The organism is Exiguobacterium sp. UBA1053 (assembly GCF_002316465.1).
GTDB lineage: Bacteria > Bacillota > Bacilli > Exiguobacteriales > Exiguobacteriaceae > Exiguobacterium_A > Exiguobacterium_A abrahamii.
Genome location: NZ_DCDO01000013.1, coordinates 1,037,901 through 1,053,444 on the forward strand (window position 1 = coordinate 1,037,901; position 15,544 = coordinate 1,053,444).

General features: G+C 50.9%; 17 protein-coding genes. 3 read left to right on the forward strand and 14 right to left on the reverse strand.

Going from position 1 to position 15,544, the window contains the following annotated elements:
- Nucleotides 1–299: 299 nt before the first annotated feature.
- From wecB to prfA, 14 genes are all read right to left on the reverse strand, one after another.
- Nucleotides 300–1,433: a non-hydrolyzing UDP-N-acetylglucosamine 2-epimerase gene (wecB, locus tag B3G15_RS12885; protein ID WP_290721648.1), complete on the reverse strand. Its 1,134-nt coding sequence runs from the start codon at nucleotides 1,431–1,433 to the stop codon at nucleotides 300–302.
- Between the two features lie 125 nt (nucleotides 1,434–1,558).
- Nucleotides 1,559–2,188, reverse strand: a complete 630-nt coding sequence (upp, locus tag B3G15_RS12890) for a uracil phosphoribosyltransferase (protein WP_023469504.1) — start codon at nucleotides 2,186–2,188, stop codon at nucleotides 1,559–1,561.
- Between the two features lie 72 nt (nucleotides 2,189–2,260).
- Nucleotides 2,261–3,217, reverse strand: coding sequence for a hypothetical protein (locus tag B3G15_RS12895; RefSeq protein ID WP_133207833.1), 957 nt, complete (start codon nucleotides 3,215–3,217; stop codon nucleotides 2,261–2,263).
- Nucleotides 3,218–3,370: 153 nt separating this feature from the next.
- Entirely contained in the window at nucleotides 3,371–4,039 is a 669-nt protein-coding gene (locus tag B3G15_RS12900; protein ID WP_290721651.1) for an ABC transporter ATP-binding protein, read from the reverse strand.
- Nucleotides 4,036–5,064, reverse strand: coding sequence for an ABC transporter permease (locus tag B3G15_RS12905; RefSeq protein ID WP_290721653.1), 1,029 nt, complete (start codon nucleotides 5,062–5,064; stop codon nucleotides 4,036–4,038). Before B3G15_RS12905 ends, B3G15_RS12900 begins: the two co-directional genes overlap by 4 nt.
- A 75-nt stretch (nucleotides 5,065–5,139) precedes the next feature.
- Nucleotides 5,140–6,495 (reverse strand): sensor histidine kinase, encoded by a 1,356-nt coding sequence (locus tag B3G15_RS12910; RefSeq protein WP_290721655.1) that lies wholly within the window; start codon nucleotides 6,493–6,495, stop codon nucleotides 5,140–5,142.
- Complete coding sequence (locus tag B3G15_RS12915; protein ID WP_290721656.1) at nucleotides 6,492–7,160, reverse strand: response regulator transcription factor; 669 nt, start codon at nucleotides 7,158–7,160, stop codon at nucleotides 6,492–6,494. Before B3G15_RS12915 ends, B3G15_RS12910 begins: the two co-directional genes overlap by 4 nt.
- A gap of 73 nt (nucleotides 7,161–7,233) precedes the next feature.
- Nucleotides 7,234–8,493, reverse strand: coding sequence for a serine hydroxymethyltransferase (glyA, locus tag B3G15_RS12920; RefSeq protein ID WP_029342751.1), 1,260 nt, complete (start codon nucleotides 8,491–8,493; stop codon nucleotides 7,234–7,236).
- Nucleotides 8,494–8,604: 111 nt separating this feature from the next.
- Nucleotides 8,605–9,144: a TIGR01440 family protein gene (locus B3G15_RS12925; RefSeq protein ID WP_023469511.1), complete on the reverse strand. Its 540-nt coding sequence runs from the start codon at nucleotides 9,142–9,144 to the stop codon at nucleotides 8,605–8,607.
- Nucleotides 9,144–9,584 (reverse strand): ribose 5-phosphate isomerase B, encoded by a 441-nt coding sequence (gene rpiB, locus B3G15_RS12930; protein WP_029342752.1) that lies wholly within the window; start codon nucleotides 9,582–9,584, stop codon nucleotides 9,144–9,146. Before rpiB ends, B3G15_RS12925 begins: the two co-directional genes overlap by 1 nt.
- Before the next feature lie 5 nt (nucleotides 9,585–9,589).
- Entirely contained in the window at nucleotides 9,590–10,105 is a 516-nt protein-coding gene (locus B3G15_RS12935) for a low molecular weight protein arginine phosphatase (RefSeq protein ID WP_023469513.1), read from the reverse strand.
- Nucleotides 10,106–10,122: 17 nt separating this feature from the next.
- Nucleotides 10,123–11,121, reverse strand: coding sequence for an L-threonylcarbamoyladenylate synthase (locus tag B3G15_RS12940; protein ID WP_047394502.1), 999 nt, complete (start codon nucleotides 11,119–11,121; stop codon nucleotides 10,123–10,125).
- The gene (gene prmC, locus B3G15_RS12945) at nucleotides 11,118–11,966 is read right to left on the reverse strand and encodes a peptide chain release factor N(5)-glutamine methyltransferase (RefSeq protein WP_029342755.1); all 849 of its coding nucleotides are present in this window, start codon (nucleotides 11,964–11,966) and stop codon (nucleotides 11,118–11,120) included. The genes B3G15_RS12940 and prmC overlap by 4 nt, the downstream gene beginning before the upstream one ends.
- The gene (gene prfA / locus B3G15_RS12950; RefSeq protein ID WP_035410665.1) at nucleotides 11,966–13,024 is read right to left on the reverse strand and encodes a peptide chain release factor 1; all 1,059 of its coding nucleotides are present in this window, start codon (nucleotides 13,022–13,024) and stop codon (nucleotides 11,966–11,968) included. Before prfA ends, prmC begins: the two co-directional genes overlap by 1 nt.
- Nucleotides 13,025–13,180: 156 nt before the next feature.
- Between prfA and B3G15_RS12955 the strand changes: the two genes are divergently transcribed.
- From B3G15_RS12955 to B3G15_RS12965, 3 genes are read left to right on the forward strand one after another with little or no spacing between them, the layout of a single operon-like run.
- Nucleotides 13,181–13,549, forward strand: a complete 369-nt coding sequence (locus B3G15_RS12955) for a GntR family transcriptional regulator (protein WP_290721658.1) — start codon at nucleotides 13,181–13,183, stop codon at nucleotides 13,547–13,549.
- Nucleotides 13,543–14,409 carry an ABC transporter ATP-binding protein gene (locus B3G15_RS12960; RefSeq protein ID WP_029342758.1) on the forward strand — a complete coding sequence of 289 codons (867 nt, stop codon included), beginning with the start codon at nucleotides 13,543–13,545 and terminating at the stop codon, nucleotides 14,407–14,409. The genes B3G15_RS12955 and B3G15_RS12960 overlap by 7 nt, the downstream gene beginning before the upstream one ends.
- On the forward strand, nucleotides 14,402–15,376 hold the full coding sequence (locus B3G15_RS12965; RefSeq protein ID WP_290721659.1) for a hypothetical protein: 975 nt from the start codon (nucleotides 14,402–14,404) through the stop codon (nucleotides 15,374–15,376). Before B3G15_RS12960 ends, B3G15_RS12965 begins: the two co-directional genes overlap by 8 nt.
- Nucleotides 15,377–15,544: the final 168 nt, after the last annotated feature.

A 15,544-nucleotide genomic window follows, 5' to 3' on the forward strand; every position in this document is an offset into this window, starting at 1 on the left:
CTTTCCAGTTTCAAGGTCATCTGGTTTTACATTTTCTAAACAAATGGGCTGATTTTAGTGGAAATGGTAAGATTTAAAGATATTATTCCTATAAACTAAAACCTTTTGCCGTCATAGATGTACTAAAACAAAAAAGAATCGCTTATTTCACGCGACTCCTACAGGAAAAAGCACAAGTCTTTGTGCTGTCAGAGACAAGTGAGACCCGACTCCTCGTCTAAGGACGATGGAGGCGCGGCTCACGTCTCGCCTGAGGAAAGCAAGTGAATGTAAGCGATTCGGAGGGTGATCGTCGTTTTTTATTGTGTGAGTAACGGTGCCGGAGCTTCCCCTTGACCGAAGTGATGCAGGATTGCTTGAACGATGCGTTCGGACGCATGACCATCGCCATACGGGTTCGAGGCATGCGCCATCTCTTGATAAAGTGTTTCGTTCGTCAAAAGTTCCGTTGCCATCTGATAAATCGTCTCTTCTTCCGTACCGGCAAGTTTCAACGTTCCTGCAGCAATCCCTTCCGGGCGCTCCGTCGTGTCGCGTAAGACAAGCACAGGTACACCAAGTGATGGCGCTTCTTCCTGTACGCCACCTGAATCAGTCAGGATTAAATGCGCACGGCTCGCGAAGTTATGGAAGTCGAACACGTCGAGTGGTGCAATCAACGAAATCCGATCATGCCCCTCAAAGACCGTCTTCGCAGCTTCTTGAACGACTGGGTTGAGGTGAACCGGATAGACGACGTGTGTATCCGGAAACGCATCGACGAGGCGACGAATCGCCCGGAACATCTGATGCATCTTCTCGCCTTGGTTCTCACGACGATGTGCCGTCATCAGAATCAGCTTCCGGTCCCCGACCGTCTCAAGCATCGGATGGACATAATCGGTTTGAACGGTCGTCTGTAGAGCATCGATTGCCGTATTCCCCGTGATGTAGACACCAGCGTGACGGTTCTCGGATGCGAGATTCGCGGCAGCTTGTGCTGTCGGAGCAAAGTGTAAGTCCGCGAGCGTCGACGTCAACTGACGATTGACCTCTTCCGGGAACGGCGAGTACTTATTATACGTGCGCAGTCCCGCCTCGACGTGACCGACCGCGATCTGATTGTAATAGGCAGCCAGGCTTCCGACGAACGTCGTCGTCGTATCCCCATGAACGAGGACAAGATCCGGCTTGATGTCCTTCATGATCCCATCGAGTCCTTCGAGACCACGCGTCGTAATATCAACAAGTGTCTGACGTTGCTTCATGATATTCAAATCATGATCCGGTTGGATTTCGAATAAATCGAGCACTTGATCGAGCATCTCGCGGTGCTGGGCAGTGATCGTAACATGAACATCAAAAGCAGGGTGTTGCTTCAGGGCATTGACGAGCGGTGCCATCTTGATGGCTTCCGGTCGCGTCCCGAAAATCGGCATGACTGTAATCGGCATGGTGACTTCCTCCTTTTTTCCTTTTTTCATTAAAGCATATTTCAGCAGTCTTGCGCAGTTTACGAAATAGCAACGAAAAGACCGCAGATCATCGTCTGCGGTCTTTTCGTATATCTTGCTGTTTTTTACTTCGTTCCGAAGAGACGGTCTCCTGCATCACCGAGTCCAGGGACGATGTATCCGTGGTCGTTCAACTTCTCGTCGAGTGCCGCGAGATAGATGTCGACGTCTGGGTGTTCTTCTTGAACGCGTTTAACGCCTTCAGGTGCTGCACAGAGACATGCGAGCTTGATGCTCTTCGCCCCTTGTTTCTTTAAGGAGGAGATGGCGTCTGCCGCCGAACCACCTGTCGCAAGCATCGGGTCAACGACGACGAAATCACGTTCTGCGACGTCTGTTGGAAGCTTGAGGTAGTATTCCGTTGGCTCGAGTGTCTCTGGGTCACGGTACAAACCGATGTGACCGACTTTGACGTTCGGCATCATGCGGAGCATCCCGTCGACCATACCGAGACCGGCGCGGAGAATCGGGACGATCCCGAGTTTCTTGCCTTCGATCATCTTTTGCGTCGTCTTCGTGACCGGTGTCTCGATCGCGACATCTGTGAGTGGAAGGTCACGTGTGATTTCATATGCCATCAATGAAGCCACCTCGTCGACAAGTTCCCGGAATTGTTTCGTTCCTGTTTCGACTTTACGCATGATCGTCATCTTGTGCTGAATCAATGGGTGATCAAATACATGTACTTTACTCATTGTTTGCATCTCCTCTCCATTCTCTTTTCGCATTGTACTCTAAAAACGTACTGCTTGGGAACTGTTTTTTCGTCAGTTCCCGAGCGTACTCTTCCCTGATAGAATTGCTTTTGCGGCGTAAGACCATTCATTGTCCGGTTGTTTTGCGAGTTCTTGCAAGGTCGCACGATAATCACCTTTTTTATATTTTTGTTCATAGACCGCTTGCATCCAGAGGACGTCACTCATGTATCCGGACTTCGGGAAATCTTTCCGATAGGCAATATAATCCGCCTGTGTCGTCTGCTTGAGCTTTCCGGCAGTGATCAACTTATAGAAGCGTGCCATACCTGCTGTCTCTTTGTTCGTCAAGACGGATCCGGTCAAGACACTGTCTGCTCGTTTGTAGTCTTTCGCCTGAACGGCAGCAACCCCTTGCTCGAGTGCTTCTTTCGGAGGTAGTTGCGTCTGCTTTGTTTCGGAAGAAGTCTCCTTCTTCTCTGGCTTAATCGCTTTCGCTTTTTCTTGCTCACTTGCCAGCTGCTCGTTTTTTTCTTTTAACTGTTCGACTTCCGTTTGCAGCGCTGCGAGTTGTTGCTCGACCTCTGTTTGTTTCGTTGCGACTGGTGTTGCGGGTTCGCTATCCAACTGTGTCCAGACGAGAACGAGAGAGACGACAGCCACGGCTCCACCAATCCACCATGGATTCAGTTTTCCGAGTCGCTTCCAGTCTTTCAATTGCGGATGATTCTGAACCGTCATGGGAAAGGATGCCAATCGCTTCTGGGCAAGACGCTTCCCACCTGCTTTTCCTGCGATCGCCAGGCGATAACGATAGACTTCTGCTGGCATCGGTAAGGTCTTCCACTGTTCAAAACGAGCATCTGCCTGTTCATAAAATCCTGCCTGTTGCATGATGACGATTGCTTTGAAATCTTCGAGCATCCGGTGATATTCCCGGCGCTCGTGGCTTTTATGGGTGAACCATTCTGTCAGGCGTTCCGTTTGAATGGCTTGAAGTTCTGATTGGATCAAGGTTGATAAGTTCACATTTATTTCCACCTTTATCTTTTTTTACTACGGTTAAGTATAGCAAAGATAACGCTTCCGCAAATGGTTCGTTTCCCCTATCTTCTTGACGAAGCATTGAAAAAAACCTCTTGTTTTCGTACGTCGATGTACGAAAACAAGAGGATGAATCGTTTAACGATGAGAATAGGATCGGAATACTTTTGTTTCCGTGATGCGTCCGTCTTCAATCCGCCAAATCCGGTCACAGACATCAAGCATCCGTTCGTCATGCGTGATGACGATGACGGTCTTGTTAGAAACATGCGCTTGTTGTTGCAACAGCTCCATCACCCGGCGACCATTCGGATAATCGAGACTTGCGGTCGGTTCATCCGCGAGTACAAGTCGTGGTTCATTGACGAAGGCCCGAGCAATCGCGACACGTTGTCGTTCGCCACCTGATAAGGCGTGCGGCAAATGGTCTTTCCGGTGCTCGAGTCCGAACACGGCGAGAGCCGATGTCACGTCAACGGTTCGCCCCGCTTCCTGCGCGACCAGCTCTAGTTGCTCTCCTGCTGTTAAAAATGGTACGAGATGCGATTCTTGAAAGATGAATCCGACTTCCTCAAGTCGCAAACGACGACGTTCTTCGTCTGCTGCTTCACTGACGCACGTATCATCGAAGTAGACGGCACCCTTCGTTGGTGTCTGTAACAATCCAAGCAACTGGAGCAATGTACTTTTCCCGCTACCACTTGGTCCGACGAGGGCAATCAACTCACCCGCTTCTGCTTGTAAGTTGATGTCATGCAGAACCGTCATCTCACCATAACTTTGTTCAATCTGATCTAATCGGATCATCCGTTCATTCCTCCCATCGCATCTGCCGCTTCGAGTTTCTTGACCATTCGTAACGGAACGAGCGCACCGAGGATTGCCGTTACGAGTAAAATGCCACCGTACATCAGACTGGTCGACCATTCAAAACGGAATGGAAGATCCGCCGGTAAGAAACGACTTGTTAAATAGGTGATGGCGACGCTGACAGCAAAGGCGAGGCTCGTCAAGAGGATGACTTGTACGAGTAGACTCGCACCCATCGTCCGGGTCCGGATGCCGATTGCCTTCAAGACACCGAGCTGTTTCATCTTTTGCATCGTCAAAATATAGAAGAAGGCAGTCAGAATCAATGCCCCGATGACGACGAGTGCGACCCGCATCATCTGGAAGGAGTTTTGCTCCGCTGCATAGCCTGGTACGTTCTCAACGACTGCTTGTTTTGAGAAGACGGCTTGATCCGTTTGCAACGACTGACCGATATACGCTGAGACGTATGATGCCCCCATCTTCGATTGCCATGCTTGCCACGATTCATCCGTCATCCAAAGGACCGGTGCGTGACTATAACGTCCGTCCGTTACAGTACCGGCAATTCGGAACGTCTCTTTCGTCCGAAAATCCGTAATCGTATCGCCAACACGGGTTCCGCGTTGCTCCGCGTACGCAGCATCAACGAGCACTTCACCTTTTTGCAACGATTGCAGCTGTTTTGGACCATAGTTCGTCGTCTGTGGTAACGCAAAGACCGTCACATCATCCTTCGTTCCATTCTTCTTCTCAAGCACCATGTTCTGGACACCGAGTGCTTCCGCGCCCTTTGGTGTCTCATCCGCCTGTAAGAACGAACGGGTCAGCTGCCCTTCCGCATCTTTACTCAGCGCAAACTGTTCGACTGGTAGATTCCGGACGGCAGCCCCATTGTCGTAGGCCAGCCCGTCCGCAAGACCGGTGATCATCAAAATCAATAAGACGATCAACATCGTCACGATCGTCATCCAACTGAATCGTCCTTTCATTCGGACGAGTTCTTTCCATCCTAACTTCATTGCGTGATCCCTCCTGTATGTTCGCTACAGGATTGATGATACGACTGCAATATGAACGGAACATGAACGCACGCGTCAAATGCGTAAAAAAGTCAATGTCACAGTCAGACCGGATGAATCAGACGACAAATTCGCGTCCCCACCAAGTTGGCGCATCGTCTCTTTAACGATCGCAAGCCCGAGTCCCGTCCCGCGCGACGTTCGGGATGCATCGCCTTGATAAAAGCGTTCAAAGGCATGTTCCATCTGTTGTTCGGTCATACCTGGTCCTTCGTCCTTGATTCGGACGATGACCTGATTCACTTGTTCTTCCGCTTGAATATGAATCGTCGCTCCTTCGGCTGAGACTGAGACGGCGTTTCGAATGACATTTTGGAAGACATGTTCGAGCGCACTGGCATCTGCTTGAATCTGTAGTGCTGGCGATACATCGAGTGCGACAGCGATGCCTTGCTCATCCAGCTGAAAGGCAAGTGTTGTGAGTGTCGTCTCTAGACTCGCGCGTAGATCGAGTGCTTGTCGCTTGAAGCGCCGTCCTTCATCGAGCTTTGCTAAGATCAATAATTGACGCGTCAGCTCCGACATTCGCGCTGCCTCTTGTTGAATGATTGCCCGTCTCCTGACGTCTTCTCCCGTCACGTCGAGTTGTCCAGCGTACCCCGAGATCGTCGTCAACGGCGACTGGAATTCATGCGAGACGTTTGCAACGAACCGGCGTCGTTCCGTATCGGACGCTTCAATCGCCATCGCCATCTCGTCAAAGCGTCGGGACAGTTCACCAATCTCATCGCGCGCCTTCGTTCCGACGCGAATTCCATAGTCGCCGTCTGCCATCTGTTCCGTTGCTTTTGTCAGGCGCCGGATCGGACGAACGAGATACCGGATCGAGAAGACGAGCAAAAGGAAGCTGATCACGACAAGCAATCCGAGGAACAGACCAACAAACAGGTGCAACTCACGGATCTGCCGACTCAAGTCCGGTCGGACAAAGATTGCATCCGTTCCTTGTGCCGTCTTGACTGACGTCCCATACGTATTGATGACTTCGTTATCGAACAGACCGAGCAGGAACAGATGGAACGGATACTCACGCATCCCGTAGTACGGTTGTCCGTTCTTCACTTGCTCGACGACTTGATTCGAGATGACTTCATCACGAAACGTGTTTCCATACCGCTCGATTCCGTCGTCCGAGCGCACATACAGTTGAAAGCCAGTCGCTTGTAACATCCGGTAAAACGATTCTGTCTTTCCGTCACCGTGCGTCTCGTAGTAATCGATCGCCGTCTCGACCGCTTCCTCGACTTTTTGGCTATAGCTGTCCTGCCAAAACGAATAGTAGGCGATGTTACTGATTAAAAGCGCAAGCAGGGCGGACACAAGTAAGACGACACAGACGAGTCCGACGATTTTCGTATAGAGGGTCCTCATGCGTCGACCTCCAACCGGTACCCGAGTCCGCGGACCGTCTCAATCTTTACCTGATGCGTCTCCTTTAAGCGTCCACGAAGTCGTTTGATGTGGACGTCAATCGTCCGGTCATCTCCCATGAAATCAAGTCCCCAGACGTGTTCAATCAATTCCTCGCGGCTGAAGACCCGTCCCGGAAAACTTGCCAACTGATGTAATAATTCAAATTCGCGCCGCGGGAGTGTCCACTCGGTCGATTGGATCGTCACGAGCTGACTGCGTTTATCGATCGTGACATCCCCGAGATGCAGAACGGGTTGCGCCGCTTTTTGATAACGCCGCGCCACGGCGTGAAGGCGAAACACTAATTCTTCCGGATCAAACGGCTTCGTGATGTAATCATCGGCACCTGCTGCAAAACCGTCCCGCTTATCTGTCAGTTCACCGAGTGCCGTCAGCATCAAGATCGGGGTGTCCCCGTTTTGCCGTAACCGCTCACACAGGACGAGACCGGTCTGCCCGGGGAGCAAGACGTCGAGCACGGCTGCTTCAAACGTCATCGTCTCGATCCAAGCGAGCGCTTCGTTTCCGTCTGCTGTCGCTCGGACGGAGTGTCCGTCGGCCTGTAATGTTGATACGACAAGTGCTTGAATATGTGGGTCATCTTCAACGACTAGAATATACATCGTACACCTCCTTTTTTAGACAAACAAAAATCCCCTCCCCTTCTCATAATGAAAAGGACGAAGGGGATGACAATCATCCGCGCTCTGGGTAGAGTGGGAAACGACCTGTCAACGCAACGACACGCTCACGTGCTTGTGCGAGAACGTCTGCTTCTTCTGGATGGTTCAAGACGAGTTCAATCAACTCGGCGATTTCTTTCATCTCGGCTTCCTTGAAGCCACGTGATGTCATCGCTGCCGTTCCGATCCGGATACCACTCGTGACGAACGGGCTCGCTGGATCGAACGGAATCGTGTTCTTGTTGACCGTGATGCCGGCTTCGTCAAGTGCATGCTCAGCGAGTTTCCCTGTGATCCCGAGCGGTTGCAAGTCGACGAGGAGCAAGTGATTGTCCGTTCCACCTGAGACGATCCGGAGTCCACGCTTCGTCAATTCCTCACCGAGGACTTTTGCGTTCGTGACGACTTGACCGATGTAGTCCTTGAACTCTGGTGCAAGAGCTTCACCAAATGCAACAGCTTTCGCGGCGATGACATGCATGAGTGGACCACCTTGGATGCCTGGGAAAATGGCTTTATCGATTGCTTTCGCATGCTCTTCTTTACAGAGGATCATCCCACCACGTGGACCACGCAACGTCTTATGCGTCGTCGTCGTGACGAAGTGTGCATGCTCGACTGGGTTCGGATGCTGACCTGCTGCGACAAGTCCAGCGATGTGTGCCATGTCGACCATCAAGTAAGCACCGACGCTGTCTGCGATTTCACGGAAACGTTTGAAGTCGATGACACGCGGATACGCCGATGCGCCCGCGACGATTAATTTTGGTTTATGCTCTTCTGCTAATTTCGCAACGACATCGTAATCAATCATCTCTGTCTCTTGATCGACACCGTATTCTACGAAGTTGTACTGGACACCGGAGAAATTGACGGGGCTACCGTGCGTCAGATGGCCACCGTGCGAGAGGTTCATCCCGAGGACCGTATCGCCCTGCTCGAGAATCGTGAAGTAAACCGCCATGTTCGCCTGTGCACCCGAGTGTGGTTGCACGTTCGCGTGCTCCGCACCGAAGATTTCCTTCGCGCGGTCGCGTGCTAAATTCTCAGCGAGATCGACATACTCACAGCCACCATAATAACGACGACCTGGGTAACCTTCTGCGTACTTGTTTGTCAAGACACTGCCTTGTGCTTCCATGACAGCTTGCGAGACGAAGTTCTCGGATGCGATCAATTCGATGTTATCCCGTTGACGACCTAGTTCCTGGCGCATTGCCGAAAAGAGTGCCTCATCTTGTTGTTTCAGATACGTAAGCGGTGTTTGTTCCATCTGAATTCCCCCATTTCATTTCGATAGACCTATCTTAACACGAATGTTTCGTTCCCGGCATCCCTAAAAACAACATCAAAAAAGCAAGGGGTGCGCAACCCCTTGCATCAATCATTCGTATTTAGCACGTGCCCCACCGATTAATTTCGGTCGTGTCACGGCTGCCGTCACGTGTGCCTCACCGATTTCCTTGTGCGGCAAGCGTACAGGAATCGCAACAGCTTTCAAGTGCATGCCGATGAACGTATCACCGATATCAATCCCGGCGTCTGCCTGAATCGCTTCGACGACGACCGGTGCCGAGAAGCGTTGGTAGGCAGCACTCGCCATCGATCCACCGGCTTCCGGAACCGGAACGACCGTTACTGGATCAAGCCCGAGTCGTTCTGCCGTTTGCCGCTCAAGCGTCAGTGCTCGGTTGATATGCTCACAGCCTTGGAAGGCAAGATCGACTTGGTGCGAACGACGAAAGGCATCGAAAACGTCGAACAACGCGTCCGCGACTTCCGGTGAACCCGCCTTGCCGATTTGTTTGCCGATGACTTCACTCGTCGAACAGCCGATCACGAGCAATTTTCCTTTTAAGGAAAATCGTTCATCCAGAGCGTTCAGTGCTTCTTCTAAATCGTGCTGGATGCGTGTCAAGTCCATTACTTCACCTCATAATCTGAGATTTTGCAAACGCGGTTCTCATGGCGTCCGCCTTCAAATTCCGTTTCAAGCCAAAGTTGTGCGATCTCACGAGCCAGTCCTGGACCGATGACGCGTTCGCCCATCGTCAAGATGTTCGAATCGTTGTGCTGACGCGTCGCTTTCGCGCTGAACGTATCATGGACGAGTGCTGCTCGGATGCCCTTGACCTTGTTCGCTGCGATTCCGATCCCGATGCCTGTTCCACAAATCAAGATGCCACGATCAAACTCTCCGTTCGCGACTGCCTCAGCGACTGGAATCGCGACATCCGGATAATCGATCGAGTCGGCTGAATGCGTACCGAAGTCCGTATAGTCGATGCCGAGCTCTTGTAAGAGGTCGTTGATTTCTGCCTTTAACTTAAAACCGCCATGATCCGCGCCGATTGCTACTTTCATCTTTACTATTCCCCCGTTTGTTTAGGTTGTTTTTTCGGAAGTTTCCGTGTATCCGGAGCTTTTCTTCCGTTTCCGTTCTGCGTCAATTTTAACACAAGACGGTTGACGAGGGGTTCGAGTTCATTACGTACTTGCCGGTAGACGTTCATCGATCCGCCATACGGATCATTGATGTCCCGTTCAAGCCCTGTCACATATTCATATAAGGTAAACGTCCGTTCCTTCAGTTCCGGATAGCGTTCACCGACTTCCTGCTTGTGCTGACGCGTCATCGTCAAGATGATGTCAGACCAGCGTCCGAGTACATCATCAAAGACTTGCGTATAGTGCTCGAGTTCGATACCGCGTTCACGTAACACTTGTAAGGCGTTCTCGGACGCATCAAATCCTTGCATCGAACGTAGTCCTGCTGAACGGACGTCGAATTCCTGATCAGCGACCTTCGAGCGTAGTAACGCCATCGCCATCGGGCTACGGCATGTATTTCCTGTACAGATGAATAAAACGCGACGTGTGCTCATCTCCGTATCCTCCTTCTTCAAGGGCGAATGACCCGACCACCTGCTGCTTTATGGAGGCGGTTGCGGACCGCAAGCCCCACCCCTTCTTCTGATAGGTCTCGTACAAAAATCTGATCCACCGTCGTCTGATCAAATCGCCGTAAACAATCGTAAAGACGTTGTGCCGCCGTCTCCATCGAGTTACCAAGGGAGCAGCGAACATCTGCGTCGACATCCTCCCCATCAAACAGGAGAACGCCCGTCTTGTGTCCGGTTTGTCGTGCATCATCGATGAGTTGCTGTAAGAATGAAAGATCTCCCTCAACTACGGAAAGTGTTGCTTCCGGTGCGTAGTGGGTATATTTCATCCCGGGTGCCTTCGGTGTAACATCTTTCATCGATAAGGCAGGATCGAGTGTGACAGGACCGATGACCGACTCGATTTGTTCGCGTGTCACGCCGCCCGGTCGTAAAATCGCCGGTGGCGTCATCGTACAATCGATGACAGTCGATTCGACCCCGATGCCCGTTTCCCCTCCATCGACAATCGCAGCGATGCGTCCCGAGAGGTCATGTGCGACGTGCGCAGATGACGTCGGTGAAGGTTTTCCGGAACGGTTGGCACTCGGTGCTGCGAGACCCAACCCTGTCGCCTCGATCAATCGAAGCGCGAGCGGATGGTCTGGCATCCGTAATCCGATCGTATCTAGTCCTGCTGTGACGAGTGTGGATGCGGTGCCGTTCGATTCGAGGATGATCGTCAAGGCTCCTGGCCAGAACGCCTCCATCAAACGTGCCGCAACATCTGGAATGTGCGTGACGAACTGATGTGCCTGTTCTACGGATGCGACGTGGACAATCAGTGGATTGTCAGAAGGTCGACCCTTCGCGGCGAAGATTCGCCGAACAGCCGCTTCGTTCGTTGCGTCCCCTGCGAGACCATAGACAGTCTCGGTCGGCATCGCCACGACCTCTCCTTCCTGCAATAACCGAACTGCTTCATCCATCGTCTGTAAGTCAATCATTTCCGTCTTCACGCTGTACAATCCTTTCGTTCCGCATACACGATACGGTCTTTACCGTTTATATCTTTTAAAATACCCGTTTCCGCATTTGGATAACGTTCTTTTAACATCATTTGCACTTCTGGTCCTTGATTGTGTCCAATTTCAAACGCAATCAGTCGGAAATCGTCGCGTAGGACCCGTCCACTCTCTTCGACGAGACGTCGGTAAAAGACGAGACCGTCTTTTCCGCCAAACAGGGCGAGATGCGGTTCATGATCGAACACGACTTCACTGAGTAATTCCTCTTCCTCGATATAAGGAGGATTCGAAACAAGCACCCGCACAGAATTATCCGCAAGTGGCGCTAGTAAATCTCCTTCAAGGAACGTCACGTCTCCACCAAGCGCTGCTTGATTTTGCTTCGCGACCGTAATCGCGGCCGGTGAAATATCGACAGTCGTGACCGGTTGTTCGAGTTCGAGGGCGAGCGTGATTCCGATCGCTCCACTCCCAGTTCCGATGTCGACGATCTGTCCCGCGGTGAACGACTCACGTTTGAGACGCTCCGTGACGAAGACGATCAACTCTTCCGTTTCCGGTCGTGGAATCAAGACATCCGGTGTGACACGGAAATCCCGTCCATAAAACGGCTGATAGCCGATTAAATGCTGAACGGGCACGCCGTGAACATGAGCAAGCAAGTATTCACTGAAACGTAAATCTTGCTCCGGCGTCAATTCATCTGATAGACGGACAAGGAGTCCGGTCCGGTCGACATCCAAGACGTGCATGAGTAACCATTCGGCACTTGAACCCTCGCGTCCTGCTTGTTCCATCATCGTTTTTGCCTCATTTAGACGTTTTGCGATCCGCATCAGTTTGCCGCCTCCGATGCCCGTGCCTGATGTTCCATGACGAGCGTATCGATGACTTCATCCATCTCGCCTTGCAAGATTCGGTCAAGCTTTTGAATCGTCAATCCGATGCGATGGTCCGTCACCCGATTTTGTGCGAAATTATACGTCCGGATTCGTTCCGAACGGTCACCCGTACCCACTGCCGACTTTCGTTTTTCATCATATTCAGCTTGCTGTTCGCGTTGAATCTTATCGTAGACACGCGCGCGCAAGACTTTCATCGCTTTTTCCTTGTTCTTGATTTGCGACTTCTCATCCTGACAGCTGGCGACGATTCCCGTCGGCACGTGCGTGACACGGACAGCGGACTGTGTCGTATTGACGGACTGGCCACCCGGTCCACTCGACGTGAACGTATCGACTCGGACATCTTTGTCATGGATCTCGACTTCGACGTCTTCTGCTTCTGGTAACACGGCGACCGTTGCGGTCGATGTATGAATCCGTCCGCCGGATTCCGTTGACGGAACGCGTTGGACGCGGTGTGCCCCGTTCTCGTACTTCAACTTCGAATAAGCACCCGTTCCTTTGACAATGAAGATGATCTCTTTGTAGCCACCGAGTTCCGTGTAGCTTGCATCGATGATCTCAATCTTCCAGCTCTGTTTCTCAGCAAACTTCGAGTACATCTTGAAAAGGTCACCCGCAAATAAAGCTGCCTCGTCTCCGCCTGCCGCACCACGAATCTCGACGATGACGTTCTTATCGTCATTTGGATCCTTCGGTAATAATAAAGCTTTCAGCTTGGCTTCGAGCTCTTTGATCTCCGGGTCAAGCATCGCGACTTCTTCCTTCGCAAGGTCGCGCATCTCCGGATCCGTCAACATTTGACGTGCCTCTTGATAAGCTTCCATCTTCTCGCGGTAGACACGGTATGTCTCGACAGTCGGCGCAAGTTGTGACTGCTCTTTTGAGACCTCTCGCAATTGATTCGTATCATTGATGATGGCTGGATCAGCCAACATATCATTCAGTTTTTCATAACGGTCCTCTAACGCACTCAATCGATCCAACATCTCGGTCATCCTTCCTGGCGATTCTTCTGTCGTCAGTATAGCAAATATTGCGATCGATGGCGTCATCGTCTTCTTGAAAAGAAACGTTGACAGACGGGTTTTAAATTCCTATAATTGGTGTATTAATTGAATTAGTACACTTAAGGAGGTGAAGAAATGTTCACCGTTGATCCGAAAAGTCCGTTACCGATCTATGAACAGTTGGTCGCTCAAATCATCCGCTCGATTGCCCGTGGTCTACTCCGCTCCGGCGAACAGATGCCATCCGTCCGTGAACTTGCCGGTACACTCCTTGTCAATCCGAACACTGTCTCCCGCGCCTATCAGGAACTCGAGAGCCGCAACTTCATCGTCACGATGCGCGGTAAAGGCTCCTTCATCTCAGACATCCCACTTCATGAAGTCAAACAAGCAGCCATCCAAGATCCACTCATCCGCCTTTGTGCCATCGCCGACGAATTATCCATCTCAAACGAAGAACTTTATCGACATATCTTACACATAAGGGAGGATTCCTCATGTTGACCGTTTCTCATCTGACGAAACAAATTGACCGTACCATGATTTATGAAAATGCATCCTTCACCCTGCCGGCAGGAACGATTACTGCCTTGATTGGTCGTAATGGTGCCGGAAAAACGACATTACTGAAAACACTCGTTGGAGCGCTCGAGCCGACCCGCGGGAAAGTCGAATGGAATGGTGAGTCGATCCATCACGTTCCGAAGACGCGGGAGCACCTTTTCCTCGTTCCGGATTCTGTCTCCGTCTACCGCCAGATGACGCTCGGTGAACTGATCAACTTCTACCACGTCTTTTATCCGAACTTCGAGAAGACATATATCGAAAACTACTGCCGCTCGTCGAATCTCGATCGCGGACGTCGCGTCACTTCTTTATCGAAGGGACAAGCCCAATTGTTCCTTCTCCAACTCGCGTTTGCAACGAATGCCCCCGTTCTGTTGCTCGATGAACCAACCGATGGACTTGACCGGATCAATAAACGTGATTATCTGAAACAACTCGTCTCGTTACTTGCGGAGCGTCAGACAGCCGTTCTGATTGCTTCCCATCAACTCGAAGAACTCGATTCCCTTGCCGACCGCGTCATGACGATCGAAAAACACCTCGTCCGCGAACCGAAGGCACTCGATGATGCCAAAGCTAGCATGCAGAAATGGCAAGTCGTCTATGAAGACGTTCCAGAGCTCAGTCATGCCGATCTCCACGTCTTATCCCAAACGGGTCGGGTCGTGACGTTACTCGTCTTATCCGATGCAGGCGCGCAGTATCTTGAAACGACGCGTCCTCTATTAAAGGATGCTTTGCCAGTGCAGATGGAAGATTACTTCTTGGGGACATTTGGAGGGAAACGACATGGTTAAGCAATTGATCCGCTATCACATCAAGCAAGGCATATGGCCACTCGCTTGTTTCATTTTACTGGCGATCTTCAGTTATGGTTTTGGTAGTTATACCATCATCAATGACTTTGAAACATATGAAGTATCTTATCAAACCGAAACGATTCAAGCTGTCCTCGTCAGTCCGTTCTTCGCTGGGTTCGCAGCAATTCTGATTGCGGTCTTTGCAATCCTGATGCTCGGTTCGGAGCGTGGAAGTGGTCGTAGTTTGATCTTACATGCGTTGCCGTTCCCGAAGGTCTGGCTGTTCTGGATCAAATGGGCGATTGGCGTCGTGACGTTGATCGTCTTCCCGATCATCGGCTTTTTCGCCAGTTGGTCATTGCTGCAAGGATTCGGTATCAATCCGTTTGATTACGTCACGTGGTCGTCACTCCTTCAAGATTTTGGTCTATTCCTTCTATTTGATGTGACGATTTTAACGATTTTCTTATTCGCCGGAACAGTTGCCGGTGACATCATCGGACAACTGTTACTCGGAACGTTCTTCTTGTTCTTGAATTACTTCACGTATTTCAGTATCTATGCTATCGGTCAACTGGGTTTTGGCGTGGGCTATGAAGAGTTAGACAAACCAACAAGCTTTTTGATGACGATCACGACGCCATTTGCGCTCTTCTTCGAGTACAATACCGATTTCAACATCACCTATGCTGTGTTGTTCAGTTTAGCCTTGACGGTCATCTTACTGATTTTCGGTAGTCGCCTCTATGTCAAAGGTGCGAACGAACGTCTCGGGCGTTTCACGATTTTCCCAAAATTACATCCAGCACTCATCATCACCTTCTCGATCTATACGACAATCCTACTCGCGGGAATCATCGGTCTGATTTCGTCCGAGAATCAATTCCTGTACTGGCTCGCAATCGCGATTCTCGCCTGGCCGACGTTCAGCTCTTATCGTCGGATGATTGGGTGGAGTCGCTAATGCAACGAATGGACCTTCTGAAATGACTTTTCAGAAGGTCCATTTTTTTGTCATCGATTCTTCACAAAGCTTTACAAACGATAAACATGGATTTCACATTCTATCCGTAAGGTGGAGTTTGTAGGTCGTATCGATCATCAAACCCCAGCACCTTTCGAGGAGGAACTC

Bases quoted from the DNA above. Each gene is read 5' to 3' on its own strand.
- wecB (WP_290721648.1), bottom strand. From the start codon at position 1,433: ATGCCGATTACAGTCATGCCGATTTTCGGGACGCGACCGGAAGCCATC.
- upp (WP_023469504.1), bottom strand. From the start codon at position 2,188: ATGAGTAAAGTACATGTATTTGATCACCCATTGATTCAGCACAAGATG.
- B3G15_RS12900 (WP_290721651.1), bottom strand. From the start codon at position 4,039: ATGATCCGATTAGATCAGATTGAACAAAGTTATGGTGAGATGACGGTT.
- B3G15_RS12905 (WP_290721653.1), bottom strand. From the start codon at position 5,064: ATGAAGTTAGGATGGAAAGAACTCGTCCGAATGAAAGGACGATTCAGT.
- B3G15_RS12910 (WP_290721655.1), bottom strand. From the start codon at position 6,495: ATGAGGACCCTCTATACGAAAATCGTCGGACTCGTCTGTGTCGTCTTA.
- B3G15_RS12915 (WP_290721656.1), bottom strand. From the start codon at position 7,160: ATGTATATTCTAGTCGTTGAAGATGACCCACATATTCAAGCACTTGTC.
- glyA (WP_029342751.1), bottom strand. From the start codon at position 8,493: ATGGAACAAACACCGCTTACGTATCTGAAACAACAAGATGAGGCACTC.
- B3G15_RS12925 (WP_023469511.1), bottom strand. From the start codon at position 9,144: ATGGACTTGACACGCATCCAGCACGATTTAGAAGAAGCACTGAACGCT.
- rpiB (WP_029342752.1), bottom strand. From the start codon at position 9,584: ATGAAAGTAGCAATCGGCGCGGATCATGGCGGTTTTAAGTTAAAGGCA.
- B3G15_RS12935 (WP_023469513.1), bottom strand. From the start codon at position 10,105: ATGAGCACACGTCGCGTTTTATTCATCTGTACAGGAAATACATGCCGT.
- prmC (WP_029342755.1), bottom strand. From the start codon at position 11,966: ATGCGGATCGCAAAACGTCTAAATGAGGCAAAAACGATGATGGAACAA.
- prfA (WP_035410665.1), bottom strand. From the start codon at position 13,024: ATGTTGGATCGATTGAGTGCGTTAGAGGACCGTTATGAAAAACTGAAT.
- B3G15_RS12955 (WP_290721658.1), top strand. From the start codon at position 13,181: ATGTTCACCGTTGATCCGAAAAGTCCGTTACCGATCTATGAACAGTTG.
- B3G15_RS12960 (WP_029342758.1), top strand. From the start codon at position 13,543: ATGTTGACCGTTTCTCATCTGACGAAACAAATTGACCGTACCATGATT.
- B3G15_RS12965 (WP_290721659.1), top strand. From the start codon at position 14,402: ATGGTTAAGCAATTGATCCGCTATCACATCAAGCAAGGCATATGGCCA.